Below are 13,336 nucleotides of genomic sequence, written 5' to 3' on the forward strand. Positions count from 1 at the left end.
TCTCTTAAAATACAATGGGTTAAGCGCTGAGACGCCAAGCTCCTGCGACATTGTATCTGCCACACCGACGATCTCAGGGCAGTGCGTTATCGCACATTATATCAATTCAAATGTCCGCCCAACGGCCGAATCTCGGTTGGCTGTGCCGCTGCTTTTGCCCAGGATCTCGGCAATCCATAGCCATCCGCCCCCGGACCCGCTATTTCTTCCCCTCAGAGCAGCCTCCCAAAGCCCCCGAGACCCGATGCCCTCCTCCCGTCCCGTCCAAGCCGGCGATCATGTGTTTCTCGTCGACGGCTCGTCCTTCATCTTCCGGGCCTACTTCCAGTCCATGAACCAGGACCAGAAGTACAATTCCCGCTCCGCGGACGGGATGCCGTCGGGCGCCGTGCGGCTCTTCGTGTCGAAGCTTCTGCAGTTCATGCGCGACGGGGCGGCGGGGTTGAAGCCGACGCATCTCGCCATCGTGCTCGACAAGTCCGAGGGCTCGTTCCGCAAGGAGCTCTACGAGGATTACAAGGGCCACCGGCCGGACGCGCCGGAGGACCTGAAGGTCCAGATGCCGATCATGCGCGAAGCCATCCGTGCCTTCGGGCTCGAGCCGGTGGAGCTGCAGCGCTACGAGGCCGACGACCTGATCGCCACCTATACCCAGCAGGCCAAGGCCCGCGGGGCCGACGTGTTGATCATCTCCTCCGACAAGGACCTGATGCAGCTCGTGGGCCCGAAGGTGTGCTTCTATGATTTCGAGTCGGGCTCCAAGGGCAAGCCCGGCTACCGGCCCGAGCGCAATCTCGACGAGGCCGCCGTCACCGAGAAATGGGAGGGCATTCCGCCCGAAAAGATCGGCGACGTGCTGGCGCTGATGGGCGACACCTCCGACAACGTGCCGGGCGTGCCCGGCATCGGCCTCAAGACCGCGGCGCAGCTGATCAAGGAATACGGCGATCTCGAAACGCTTTTGGAGCGCGCGCCCGAGATCAAGCAGCCCAAGCGCCGCGAGACCCTCATCGCCAACGCGGAATCCGCGCGGCTCTCGAAAAAGCTCGTGACCCTCGATTGCGAGGCGCCGGTGCCGGTGCCGCTCGACGATCTGCGCCTGCCCGAACCGGACCCGAAAACCCTGATCGGCTTCCTCAAGGCCATGGAGTTCAATACCCTCACAAGACGGGTGTCGGAACTCTACGATGCCGATCCCACCGCCATCGAGCCCGATCCGCGCCTCCTGCCCGGCGGCGAGGCGATCCGCTGGGTGCGCGACGGCGCGGGAACGGGCATCATCGCCCCCACCGACGATGCGGTGCCGTTCTTCGGCAAGGCCGATGCGGCCTCGGGCGAGGTCGATCCCTTCGCCGGCCTCGACCTGCCGGAGACCGCCGCCCTGCGCAAGCCGGTCGAAGGTCTCGGCATGCCCTCGCAGCTTGCGGGCAAGCGCGCGACCGAGGCCTCCTCGGTGCCCGTCGACGTCAGCGCCTACGAGACCGTGACCAGCCTCGAACGCCTGAAGGAGTGGGTGGCTGCGGCGCGCGAGCAGGGCTTTGTCGCCGTCGACACGGAGACGAGCGACCTCGATGCGACCTTAGCCGATCTCGTCGGCTTCTCCCTGGCGCTTGAGGCGGGCAAGGCCTGTTACGTGCCCCTCCAGCACCGGGACGAATCCGATCTCTTCGGCGGCGGGCTCGTGAAGGGCCAGATCCCTATCGGCGAGGCGCTCGATGTCATCCGTCCGCTGTTGGAGGATGCGTCAATCCTCAAGATCGGACAGAACCTCAAATACGACTGGATCGTGCTGAAGCGCTACGGCATCGAGGTGCAGCCCTTCGACGACACGATGCTGATCTCCTACGTGCTCGATGCGGGCAAGGGATCGCACGGCATGGACGAGCTCTCGCGCCGTCATCTCGGCCACTCGCCGATCAGCTTCTCCGAGGTGGCGGGCACGGGCAAGAACAAGGTCACCTTCGACAAGGTCGAGATCGGCAAAGCCACGGCTTACGCGGCTGAGGATGCGGATGTCACCTTGCGCCTGTGGCAGCTGTTGAAGCCGCGCCTTGTCGCCGAGCGCCGGGCCACTGTCTACGAGACACTGGAGCGGCCGATGGTCGACACGCTCGCGCGCATGGAAATGCGCGGCATCCTCGTGGACAGGCAGATCCTGAGCCGTCTTTCGGGCGATTTCGCGCAGACTCTCGCGCGACTCGAGGACGAGATTCACGAGATGGCCGGCGAGAAATTCGCGCTCGGCTCGCCGAAGCAGATCGGCGACATCCTCTTCGGCAAGATGGGCCTGCCGGGTGCGAAGAAGACGCCGTCCGGCCAATGGGCGACGCCCGCGACCATTCTCGACGAGCTGGCCCAGGCCGGTCACGAGCTGCCCGCAAAAATTCTCGAATGGCGCCAGCTCTCGAAGCTGAAATCGACCTATACCGACACGCTGCAGCAGCACATGCATCCGGACACCAAGCGGGTGCACACCTCGTTCTCGCTCGCAGCGACGACGACGGGGCGTCTCTCGTCGTCGGATCCGAACCTGCAGAACATTCCGATCCGCACGGAGGCAGGACGCAAGATCCGCAAGGCTTTCGTCGCGCAGGAAGGGCACCAGATCGTCTCGGCCGATTACAGCCAGATCGAGCTGCGCCTGCTCGCGCATATCGCCGACATTCCGCAGCTGCAGGAGGCCTTCGCCAATGGTCAGGACATTCACGCAGCGACGGCCTCCGCCATGTTCGGCGTGCCCCTCGATCGGATGACGTCCGATCTGCGCCGCCAGGCCAAGACGATCAATTTCGGCATCATCTACGGCATTTCCGCCTTCGGCCTCGCAGTCCGCCTCGGCATTCCGAACGCCGACGCGTCTGCCTTCATCAAGCAGTACTTCGAGCGTTTTCCGGGCATCCGCACCTATATCGACGAGACGAAGAAGTTCGTGCGCGACAAGGGCTACGTGACGACGCTGTTCGGACGCGTCTGCCACTATCCGCAGATCAAGTCCGGCAATCCGTCCGAGCGCGCCGGCGTGGAGCGCCAGGCCATCAACGCGCCGATCCAGGGCACCGCCGCCGACATCATCCGCCGCGCGATGATCCGCATGGAGGATGCGCTCAAAGCCGAGCGCCTTTCCGCGCGCATGCTGCTGCAGGTGCACGACGAGCTGGTGTTCGAGGTGCCCGACGACGAGGTCGATGCGACCCTGCCCGTGATCTCGCGCGTGATGACGGAAGCACCCTTCCCGGCCGTGACCCTGAAAGTGCCGCTCGCCGTGGAAGCCCGCGCCGCGCAGAACTGGGACGAGGCGCATTGAGAGGCATTAAAGCCCGTCATGGCCGGGCTTGTCCCGGCCAGCCACGTCTTCGCGAAGCCTGAATTCGGGAACGTGGATTTCCGGAACAAGTCCGGGGATGAAGAAGCAACCGGACGTTCTACATAATGCCTGCTTGATCGTCGTTCACCGTCGACCATCCGGAGCACCTCATGCCCTACGAGTTCTACTACTGGCCGACGATCCAGGGACGAGGCGAGTTCGTGCGTCTGGCGCTGGAAGAGGCCGGAGCCGAGTATGTGGACGTGGCGCGGCGGCCGAAGGGGATGGGGGCGATGACGCGCCTGATGGACAGCGCCGAGAAGCCGCCCTTCGCCCCGCCTTTTCTCAAGGATGGCGACACGATCGTCGCCCAGACGGCGGCGATCCTGCTCTATCTCGGGGCCTGGCACGGCCTCGCCCCCAAGGATCCGGAAGGAGGCCTGTGGACGCACCAGATCCAGCTTACCATCAGCGATTTCGTAGCCGAGGCCCATGACAGCCATCATCCGGTCGGCGTCGGGCTCTATTACGAGGACCAGAAGGAAGAAGCCCGTCGGCGCGCCGAAGAGTTCCGCGAGAGCCGGATCCCGAAATTCCTGACCTGGTTCGAGACGATCCTGGCCCGCAATCCGGAAGGCCCAGCCCATCTCGTCGGCGGCAGGCCGACCTATGCCGACCTGTCCCTGTTCCAGGTCGTCGAGGGGCTCTCCTATGCTTTTCCCAAGGCGACCGGCCGGGCCCTGAAGAAGCTGCCCAAGATCGCAGCCCTGCACGATTCCGTAATGGAACGGCCCCGTATCAGGGCCTATCTCGCCTCTCCGCGACGTATTCCCTTCAATGAAGACGGCATCTTCCGGCACTACCCTGAGTTGGATCAGTAACGCGCCATACCTCAAACGGATTATCGGATCCGAAAACCAAGCCGAGCCCCTTTTCTCCCTTCGGGAACTCGTTATGATGTATCGTGACGTAAAAGGGGCCTCTTCTTGCCGGAACACGAGGTGCCACCGCCGCTTTTCTCCGACGCCCGCACGTCCGGCGGGACCGCGCCATGAAACGCAGGATGGCTGCCATCCTTGCCGCGGACGTCGTCGGCTTCTCCCGGCTGATCGCCGAGGATGAGGAGGGAACGCTGCGGCAGTTGGCGGAGTGCCGCTACGTCCTCGACGGCTTCGTCGTGCGCCACGGTGGGCGGATCTTCAATACTGCCGGCGACTCGATCATGTGCGCGTTCGAGACCGCACTCGATGCCGCACGGGCCGCTATCGAGATCCAGGATTTCGCTCGAGCCCAGATCGGTGCACAGTCCTCCGGCAAGTGGCTGCAGTTCCGCATCGGCATCTCGGTCGGCGAGGTGGTCGAGCGCAAGGACGATCTTCTCGGAATGGCGGTCAATCTCGCGGCACGGCTTGAAACGCTGGCCTCGCCGGGGGGCATCTGCATCTCGCGCGCGGTCTATGAGGCGGTCTCGGCGCAGGTCTCGGCCGCTTTCGTCGATATTGGCGAACGGCACGTCAAGAACATCCCGTTTCCGGTGCATGCCTTCACGATCGCGGGCCCGCGATGCCCGACGGGCGGGAATCCGCTGCGCAAGCCGAGACTGTCCTTCGCCATGCGTGCACTGTCCCTTGCGGGCATCTGTCTGTCCATTCTGCTCGGCGTCGGAAGCTTCGTCTCGGATCGGCAGCTGTCGCGCCCCTCTCAGCCGGAGCGGTCAGTTGATGCGAGCGCCCTGCCCCCGGCCGACAAGACCGCCCAGGCGCTGCAGCTCACGGCCAACCCCGTGGAGGCCTTTTCGCGGCTCGCGCAGAAAGGCGGGCAGATCGACGATCCGGGATCCGCGCCGGGCCTCTACCACAATGCCCTGCTCTTCGAGGCCAAGGGCGAGGCCATCGCAGCGCACCGCGCGTATTACACGCTCGCACGAATGGGCCTCGACTTCATCGACCCTCATCTGCGCTACGCCGCCCTCGTGCGGGCCCATGAGGGCCGCTTCATTGCGCAACAGGTCTATGCGGAACTGAACGAGGATGCACCGACCCGCGCAACCGCTCTCGTCTATGCCCTGCAATTCGACGGAGCGGAGCGCAGAGCGCGGCTCAATGCCCTGCTCGCGGAGCATCCGGATTTTGCGCCTGCCCACTTTCTTCTGGCCGAAGAGCATACCGCAAATCGCATCGGAGGCCTGCAGACAGACGAGGACGGCCAGGTCGAGCATGCGGCCCTGTCTGCTTTTCTCACCGCGCACCGGGAAGGCCGCCTCGCCCGCTTCTTCCTGGACCAATCCGTGCTCACCGACTGGCTCGACAGGGCTCACCGACGGCACGAGCAGATCGAGCTGTCTGCCGAGGGCGAGATCACGATGCCGGCGACGGCCGTCGCGCCCTAACGTGTCTCGGCGACACCGCGCATCGAAGCCATTCGACAGCCTAGAGCTGTTTCCACTTGCGTGGAATCACCTCTCTTCTTTGGCTTGCCGCATTTTTGACGGTGAACCGGATCCACTTCGCCGAAAAATGCTCTAGGGATGAAATCAGAAAGCCATGCAACCGAGCACGGACCGTGCCTCATTTCCTCCATTCTGGCCGTGGATCCTACGGCCGGATTAGGAGCCGGCCATGACTGAAGAAACCGAGGGTGTTGCGATCCGTCTCTGGCGCGACCGCGCGCAGTTGCGCGAGCAGGAGCGGAACGAAGCCCAGGCGCGGCTTCGCATCGCCGAGGACAAGGTCTCGATCCTGCTGGCGGAAAACGAGCGGCAATCTGCCGAGATCGCGCGGTTGAAAGGGCTTCTGCATGTGGACGCGGGTTCGGCGCGAACGGAGACCGAGCATCAGATGGAGGCGCTGAAAGGGGCGCTCCTCTCCCTGATGTCGCAACCGGCCGGCCCTTTGAACGCCTGACGGGAGCCGTCAGGCTGCCAGGCGTCCCATGGCCTCGTTCAGGCATTCCACCGAGATGCTGCCGTTTTTCGCGACGAGGCTGCAGCCCTTCGGCACCTCGCGCCAGCCCTTGGTCTTGTCGTCGATCGGCTCGGAGACCACGAGAAGATTGCCGTTGTCCTCGCGGAAATACAGCGTGGGCGGCTTGGCATCGCAGGCCCAGCGATAAGCCCACAGGTTCTTGCCGTCGGTGAAGACCGCCGTGAAGCGTAAGGCGTCGTCGATGCCGGCCTCATCCATCAGGCCGCGCACCTGCTTCAGGGTCTTTGCCATCGCGGTGACGGGCTCCTCGGGCAATCCGTTGGCGAGGCCCAAGAGGAAGATCGCTTCCGAATCCGTGGTCCCGAGGCGGCGGTCGTAGAGCTCGTCCGGGATCAGGGCTTCGAGCCGGCGCTTGATGCGCCCGTAGCCGCCGATCTGGCCGTTATGCATGAAGAGATAAGGCCCATGGGCGAAGGGATGGCAGTTGGCCCGGGTGGTCGAGGTGCCGGTGGAGGCGCGCACATGGGCGAAGAAGAGCCCCGAGCGCACCTGCTCGCACAGGCTGCGCAGGTTCTCGTCGGACCAGGCGGGCCTCACCTCACGGTAGATGCCCGGCTCCGGGCGCTCGCCGTACCACCCGATACCGAAGCCGTCCCCGTTCGTCCCGGTCTTGGCCTCGACGGCGTGGAGGGACTGGTGGACCAGCGAATGAGCCGGGGCGCAGACAAGCTCGTCGAGGAAGATCGGCGAGCCCTTGTAGGCGAGAAAGCGGCACATCGGTTATGGCGACCCCTTGGCCAACATATCACTGTAACGATGTTTTACTATCTTTGACTTATGGTGAATAGCCGGTTAACAGCCGAGCCGTTGCGGCGTTAAGCCCATTCCCATAAAAGCGTTCCTCAATCATCGAGGAACGAGCCGGTCGAGCCGGCCTGGGGATCCGCACGACATGCTTCGCCTCCCGAACCTGGCGCTCGCCGCCGCCTTGACACTCCTACCTCAAGCAGCTTTCGCGGCGGAGTTCGACGGGGCGAGCCTCGGCATCGCCTGGGCATTGCCCTTCGCCGGCATCCTGCTGTCGATCGCCCTCTTCCCGCTTCTGGCGCCGCATGCCTGGGAACACCATCAGGGCAAGATAGCCGCCCTGTGGGGCTTGCTGGTCCTCGTTCCCATGGCGCTCGCCTTCGGGCCGTCGACGGCGATCCATGCTCTCGCCCATACGGCGCTCCTCGAATACATCCCCTTCATCCTCCTGCTGCTCGCCTTGTTCACGGTCGCCGGCGGCATTCTCGTGCGCGGCAACATCCACGGCGCGCCGGGCACCAACACGATCCTGCTCGCGATCGGCACCGTGCTCGCCAGCTTCATCGGCACCACGGGCGCGTCCATGGTGATGATCCGTCCGGTCATGCGCGCCAACGACGATCGGCGGCACAACGTTCACGTGATCGTCTTCTTCATCTTCCTGGTGTCGAATATCGGCGGCTCGCTCACGCCGCTCGGCGATCCGCCGCTCTTCCTCGGCTTCCTGCGCGGCGTGGATTTCTTCTGGACCACCACGCACCTGCTGCCCGCGACGCTTTTCGCGAGCGTGCTTCTGCTTGCGCTCTTCTTCGCGGTCGACCTGGTGATTTACAAAAAGGAAGGACACGTCCGGCCCGATCCGACTCCGGACAATCCGGTGCGCATCACCGGCGGCATCAACCTCGTCCTGATCCTCGTCATCATCGCCGCCATCCTCATGAGCGCCACAATCGATCTCGGCCGTGCAACCTTGCTCGGCATCGAGATCGAGCTCGCCAATGCGTTGCGCGATCTCATCATGATCGCGGTGACGATCGCCTCCCTGACGCTGACGCCGCAGGCGAACCGCGCGGAGAACGGTTTCTCCTGGGGCCCGATCAAGGAAGTGGCAAAACTCTTCGCCGGCATCTTCATCGCGATCATCCCGGTGCTCGCCATGCTCAAGGCCGGAGCGAACGGCGCCTTCGCGCCGCTCGTCGCGCTCGTGACCAACCCGGACGGCAGCGCCAACAACGCCGCCTATTTCTGGCTCTCGGGCGGCCTCTCGTCATTCCTCGACAATGCGCCGACCTATCTCGTGTTCTTCGAGCTCGCCGGCGGCGATGCGCAGCAGCTGATGACGACCGGCGCGCTGACGCTCGCGGCGATCTCGGCCGGCGCCGTGTTCATGGGCGCGAACTCCTATATCGGCAATGCACCCAACTTCATGGTCTATGCGATTGCCCGCGAGGGCGGCGTGAAGATGCCGAGTTTCTTCGGCTATCTGCTCTGGTCGGGCGCCATCCTGATCCCGACCTTCCTGCTGCTGACACTGCTGTTCTTCAGGGGATAACAAACGCGTCATCCCGGACGCCTAAAAGGCGATCCGGGATCGTCAGCCAACGACGCGCCATTCTCGTCAACCGATCCCGGGCTCTGCTGCGCAGTCCCGGGATGACACTTGTCTTTAGGCGCTCAGCCTCTCCGCCACATCCTCCGCGATCGAGAGGCTGGATGTCAGCCCGGGGCTCTCGATGCCGAAGAGGTGGACGAGGCCGGGCAGTCCATGCTCCGCCGGGCCGTCGATGATGAAATCGGCCGCCTTCTCGCCCGGCCCTGAGAGCTTCGGGCGAATGCCGGAGTAATCGGGCACGAGCGCGCCGTCGGGGAGACCGGGCCAGTAGCGGCGGATCGAGGCATAGAAACTCTCGGCCCGGCGCGGATCGACTTCGTATTCCTCGCGCTCGATCCATTCCACATCGGGCCCGAACCGCATGCGGCCGGCAAGGTCCAGCGTCACATGGGTGCCCAGGCCGCCGTCGACGGGAGCGGGATAGATCAGGCGCGAGAAGGCAGGCTTGCCGAGGCAGCCGAAGTAATTGCCCTTGGCCAGCACCAGCGGCGGCACGCGCTCCGTCGGATAGCCCTCCGTCGCGCGAGCAAGCGCCTGGGCCCCAAGGCCCGCCGCATTGACGATGGCGTCGACGACGAGCTCGGTCGGCTCCGCTCCACCAACCTGCACGTGCCAGCCGGAATCACTCCGAGCGATGTTCAGGACCGGTGCATTGAAGGCGATGACGCCGCCAGCGTTCTCCAGACCGCCCTGGAGCGCCAGCATGAGCGCGTGGCTGTCGACGATACCGGTTTCCTGCGACAGCACGGCGCCGGTGCAGGCAAGGTTGGGCTCGAGACGTCGCGCCTCTTCGCCCGTCAGGAAAGAGAGGCCTTCGACGCCGTTCGCCAGTCCCTGCTCAAAAATGCCCTCGATCTTGGCCTGCTCAAGATCGTTGGTCGCGACGATGAGCTTGACGCATTTGGCGTGAGGCACGCCGTGACTCGCACAGAAGGCGTAGAGCATGCGCCGCCCGGCGACGCAGTGACGGGCTCTCAGGGAGCCGGAGGGATAATACATGCCAGCATGGATCACTTCGCTGTTGCGCGAGGAGATGCCGTTGCCGATGCCGCCGGTGGCCTCGGCGAGGATCACGCTATGCCCGCGAAGAGCCAGCGCCCGCGCAATCGCCAATCCGACGACGCCGGCCCCGATTACCAGAACGTCCATGACCGCCTCCCGTTACCCAAGGCTCTTTCGCTCAGCGGCATACAATGACGCGCCTTTGCCGGCCAGCGCTTCGGCCTAGAGATGACCGTGCTGCGGGGTGTAGCAGAAACGAAAAAGCGGCCCGCTTGCGCGGGCCGCCGTTACGATTGTCGGCAATCAGAGGCGCTTGCCGGTCTGCTCGTCGAACAGGTGCACCAGCTTCGGGTCGGGCGTGATACGGATGTGATGGCCCGGCTGAGCATCGACGCGCTCGCGGAACACGCCGACGATATCCGTGCCACCGAACTTGGCGAAGACCTGCGTCTCCGACCCGGTCGGCTCGACCACGGCGACCTCGGCCGGAACGCCGTCGACGTCGTCGAGGATGAAATGCTCCGGCCGGATGCCGTAGATGATCGGCTGCCCGTCCGAGGCGGCAGGCGGATTGGCGACCGGCAGGGTCAGCCCGGTATCGGTCACGAAGCGCCCGCCCTGCAGATGCCCCTTGAGGAAGTTCATGGCCGGCGATCCGATGAAGCCGGCGACGAAGAGGTTGGCCGGCCGGTCGTAGAGTTCGAGCGGCGCGCCGACCTGCTCGACCACGCCATCGTGCATCACCACGATCTTGTCGGCCATGGTCATGGCCTCGATCTGGTCGTGGGTGACGTAGATGGTGGTGGTCTTCAGCCGCTGGTGCAGGGCCTTGATCTCCGTGCGCATGGCGACCCGCAGCTTGGCATCGAGGTTGGAGAGCGGCTCGTCGAAGAGGAAGACCTGCGGATCGCGCACGATGGCGCGTCCCATGGCGACGCGCTGGCGCTGGCCGCCCGAGAGCTGGCGCGGATAGCGGTCGAGAAGCTTGCCCAGGCCGAGGATCTCGGCGGCGCGGTCGACGCGGGACTTGATCTCGGTCTTGGGCGCCCGCTTCAGCTTGAGCGAGAAGGCCATGTTGTCGGCGACCGTCATATGCGGGTAGAGCGCATAGTTCTGGAACACCATCGCGATGTCGCGCTCCTTGGGCGGAACGTCGTTCACGACCTTCGGGCCGATGCGAAGCTCGCCGCCGGACACGCTTTCCAGTCCCGCGATCATGCGCAGGAGGGTGGATTTGCCGCAGCCGGACGGCCCGACCAGGATCACGAACTCGCCGTCCTGGATCTCGATGGAGACACCGTGAATGACCGGGACGGTTCCGAAGTTCTTTCGAATGTTGCGGATCTCAACTGAGGCCACGAAATCTTCCTCCAAAAACGTTCTGTTCTTCAGCCCTCTGCGGGTGCTTGCCAGAATCCCTGATACAGCCACGCTATCGTAGGCATTCTCATGGCGCGATCAAGTTAAGCACATATCATGTTGCACGACAAATCTTGACATGCAAGCCGGAGTGCCGTTGCATCGCCAACATTACGGTTCCTGACGCCCGGCCACAATGAGTCGCCGTTGCATTATCACGCACAGGAACCGGATTTTACGACGCTGGCTCCGGACAACTTGCGCCCGGAGCGAAGGGGAGAAAAGCGCTCATGATCAAGAATGTTGCGGTCGTCGGCTGCGGAATCGGCCGCACTCACATCGTTTCCTATGCCGCCCATCCGGACAAGTTCCGCGTCGTCGCCATCTGCGACCTCAGCGACGAGCGGCTGGCGAGCATCGGCGACGAATTCGGCATCGAGCGCCGGACCAAGGATTTCGGCGAGATCCTGCGCATGGAGGAGGTGGACATCGTCGATGTCTGCACGCCTCCCGCCGTCCATCTCGAGCAGATCCTTGCGGCGCTTGCCGCCAACAAGAACGTGGTCTGCGAGAAGCCGCTCGTGGGCTCCGTGGCCGACGTGGACAAGGTGATCGAGGCCGAGAAGCAATCCAGCGGCCGGGTGCTGCCGATCTTCCAGTACCGCTACGGCAACGGCATCATGAAGGCCAAGCACATCATCGACCAGGGCATCGCCGGAAAGCCCTATCTCGCCTCCGTCGAGGTGTTCTGGAAGCGCACCGCGAAATATTACGACAATCCCTGGCGCGGGCGCTGGGACACCGAGCTCGGCGGCGTTCTCGTCACCCATGCGATCCACCTGCACGACCTGCTCACCTTCATCATGGGCCCGGTGAAGTCCGTGTTTGCCCGCGCGGCCACACGCGTAAACAACATCGAGGTCGAGGATTGCGTCGTCGGCAGCCTGGAGCTGCAGAACGGCGCGCTCGCCTCGACCGCTGCGACCCTCGGCTCGCAGGACGAGATCAGCCGCCTTCGTTTCTGCTTCGAGAACGTGACCTTCGAGAGCTGCCAGAAGCCCTATGCGCCGGGCGACGATCCGTGGAAGATCATTCCCGCCTCGCCCGAAGTTCAGGCGCAGATCGACCAGGCCTTCGAGGGCTGGAATTTCGTGCCGACCCGCTTCGAAGGGTTGTTCGCGCCCTATCACGCGGCGCTTCTCTCGGGCGGCGAACTGCCGATCACGCTGACCGATGCGCGTCGTTCGCTCGAGCTTCTCACGGCCTTCTATCAATCCATCGAGACCGAGCGTCCGCAAACGCTCGAGGTCGGGCCCGACCATCCGCGCTATAAGAACTGGAGCCTCGCGAACAAAGGCGCCGACATCCTGCGCTACGCCGCGCGGGCTTAAGCCGTCTCACACGACAGGGGCCAGGGCGATGCATCGCCCTGGCCCTTTTTGTTGGCGACCGACCGAGATCGCGCCGCGTTCAGGCCAGCCATGCCTCTCGACTGGAAAACTCCGTCGCCACGAAATTTCCACCCTGATGCCCGCGCGCGAGCTCCGTGCCGAGCTCGATCGCCTCGACCTCGGACGCGAAGATCTCCGCATCGTCCTGCGGCTGGTAGCCGAGGTGATAGGCAGCGGAATTGTCCCACCAGGACCGCGTATTGCGGGAAACGCCATAGGCGATCTCATGCACGTAATCGGCGCTCAGCCCCACCTCGACCAGGCGGACGAAATCCGCCTGCGACAGCCATGTGGACAGAGCCCTTCGGTTGTCGGGTTTGGGCAGGCATGAGCCGATGCGGAGGCAGAAGCTGCGGATGCCGTGCTTGTAGGCATAGAGCGCCGCCACGTCCTCGCCGAAGGCCTTCGTCAGCCCATAGCGCGAATCGGGTCGGGGCGGTGTTTCATGTGAGAGCGTTTTGTCGTTCGGATACATGCCGGTGGCGTGGTTGCTGCTCGCGAAGATGATCCGTTCCACGCCGGCTTTCCTCGCACCTTCGTAGAGGTTGATCACGCCGGCGATGTTGGATTGCAGCAGCTCAGGCCACGCCGCTTCGTTGGCGATGCCGCCGAGATGGACGATGGCATCAACCCCCTCGCATAGGCGCCGCACGGAGGCTGCGTCGACCAGATCGCAGGTGATCGCTTCCTCTTCCGGTCCCGTCGGGCCGAGCGGCGAGCGGTCCGACAATCTCAGCAGCTGAAATCGTCCGGCAAAGGCGCCGCGCAGGATATGGCCGAGCGTTCCAGCCGCACCCGTGATGAGAAGTCGGTTCAAGGTCATGATCGGTCACCGAGACTGAATGTCGAGATATTTATACGATATATGATAAATTTT

Annotated in this window: 10 protein-coding genes; 6 read left to right on the forward strand and 4 right to left on the reverse strand. The window is 64.1% G+C overall.

Annotation, left to right across the window (positions count from 1 at the left end):
* The first annotated feature begins 244 nt into the window (after window positions 1–244).
* The 4 genes from polA (at window position 245) to BB934_RS11235 (ending at window position 6,207) form a co-directional block, all read left to right on the forward strand.
* The gene (polA, locus tag BB934_RS11220; RefSeq protein WP_099509707.1) at window positions 245–3,304 is read left to right on the forward strand and encodes a DNA polymerase I; all 3,060 of its coding nucleotides are present in this window, start codon (window positions 245–247) and stop codon (window positions 3,302–3,304) included.
* A 170-nt stretch (window positions 3,305–3,474) separates the two neighbouring features.
* On the forward strand, window positions 3,475–4,185 hold the full coding sequence (locus BB934_RS11225; protein ID WP_099509708.1) for a glutathione S-transferase: 711 nt from the start codon (window positions 3,475–3,477) through the stop codon (window positions 4,183–4,185).
* Window positions 4,186–4,355: 170 nt separating this feature from the next.
* Entirely contained in the window at window positions 4,356–5,693 is a 1,338-nt protein-coding gene (locus BB934_RS11230; RefSeq protein ID WP_099509709.1) for an adenylate/guanylate cyclase domain-containing protein, read from the forward strand.
* A 229-nt stretch (window positions 5,694–5,922) separates the two neighbouring features.
* A complete protein-coding gene (locus tag BB934_RS11235; RefSeq protein WP_099509710.1) occupies window positions 5,923–6,207 on the forward strand; it encodes a hypothetical protein in 285 nt (94 codons plus the stop codon).
* A gap of 9 nt (window positions 6,208–6,216) precedes the next feature.
* Here BB934_RS11235 and BB934_RS11240 read toward each other — a convergent pair whose 3' ends face one another.
* Window positions 6,217–7,005 (reverse strand): class II glutamine amidotransferase, encoded by a 789-nt coding sequence (locus BB934_RS11240; protein WP_099509711.1) that lies wholly within the window; start codon window positions 7,003–7,005, stop codon window positions 6,217–6,219.
* A gap of 175 nt (window positions 7,006–7,180) precedes the next feature.
* Between BB934_RS11240 and BB934_RS11245 the strand changes: the two genes are divergently transcribed.
* Entirely contained in the window at window positions 7,181–8,587 is a 1,407-nt protein-coding gene (locus BB934_RS11245; RefSeq protein WP_099509712.1) for a sodium:proton antiporter, read from the forward strand.
* 114 nt (window positions 8,588–8,701) lie between these two features.
* On the opposite strand, the gene BB934_RS11250 is transcribed toward BB934_RS11245, so the two are convergent.
* Together BB934_RS11250 and BB934_RS11255 are read right to left on the reverse strand one after the other, a co-directional pair.
* A complete protein-coding gene (locus BB934_RS11250; RefSeq protein WP_099509713.1) occupies window positions 8,702–9,796 on the reverse strand; it encodes an NAD(P)/FAD-dependent oxidoreductase in 1,095 nt (364 codons plus the stop codon).
* 156 nt (window positions 9,797–9,952) lie between these two features.
* Window positions 9,953–11,008, reverse strand: a complete 1,056-nt coding sequence (locus BB934_RS11255; protein WP_099512750.1) for an ABC transporter ATP-binding protein — start codon at window positions 11,006–11,008, stop codon at window positions 9,953–9,955.
* 290 nt (window positions 11,009–11,298) lie between these two features.
* On the opposite strand from BB934_RS11255, the gene BB934_RS11260 reads away from it, so the two are divergent.
* Window positions 11,299–12,399, forward strand: a complete 1,101-nt coding sequence (locus tag BB934_RS11260) for a Gfo/Idh/MocA family protein (protein WP_099509714.1) — start codon at window positions 11,299–11,301, stop codon at window positions 12,397–12,399.
* Between the two features lie 79 nt (window positions 12,400–12,478).
* On the opposite strand, the gene BB934_RS11265 is transcribed toward BB934_RS11260, so the two are convergent.
* Entirely contained in the window at window positions 12,479–13,282 is an 804-nt protein-coding gene (locus BB934_RS11265; RefSeq protein WP_099509715.1) for an NAD-dependent epimerase/dehydratase family protein, read from the reverse strand.
* Between the last annotated feature and the right edge of the window lie 54 nt (window positions 13,283–13,336).

Source organism: Microvirga ossetica (assembly GCF_002741015.1).
Taxonomy (GTDB): domain Bacteria; phylum Pseudomonadota; class Alphaproteobacteria; order Rhizobiales; family Beijerinckiaceae; genus Microvirga; species Microvirga ossetica.

Excerpts from the sequence above, each read along its gene's own strand:
- polA (WP_099509707.1), top strand. The coding sequence starts at position 245 with ATGCCCTCCTCCCGTCCCGTCCAAGCCGGCGATCATGTGTTTCTCGTC.
- BB934_RS11230 (WP_099509709.1), top strand. The coding sequence starts at position 4,356 with ATGAAACGCAGGATGGCTGCCATCCTTGCCGCGGACGTCGTCGGCTTC.
- BB934_RS11225 (WP_099509708.1), top strand. The coding sequence starts at position 3,475 with ATGCCCTACGAGTTCTACTACTGGCCGACGATCCAGGGACGAGGCGAG.
- BB934_RS11250 (WP_099509713.1), bottom strand. The coding sequence starts at position 9,796 with ATGGACGTTCTGGTAATCGGGGCCGGCGTCGTCGGATTGGCGATTGCG.
- BB934_RS11235 (WP_099509710.1), top strand. The coding sequence starts at position 5,923 with ATGACTGAAGAAACCGAGGGTGTTGCGATCCGTCTCTGGCGCGACCGC.
- BB934_RS11240 (WP_099509711.1), bottom strand. The coding sequence starts at position 7,005 with ATGTGCCGCTTTCTCGCCTACAAGGGCTCGCCGATCTTCCTCGACGAG.
- BB934_RS11265 (WP_099509715.1), bottom strand. The coding sequence starts at position 13,282 with ATGACCTTGAACCGACTTCTCATCACGGGTGCGGCTGGAACGCTCGGC.
- BB934_RS11245 (WP_099509712.1), top strand. The coding sequence starts at position 7,181 with ATGCTTCGCCTCCCGAACCTGGCGCTCGCCGCCGCCTTGACACTCCTA.
- BB934_RS11260 (WP_099509714.1), top strand. The coding sequence starts at position 11,299 with ATGATCAAGAATGTTGCGGTCGTCGGCTGCGGAATCGGCCGCACTCAC.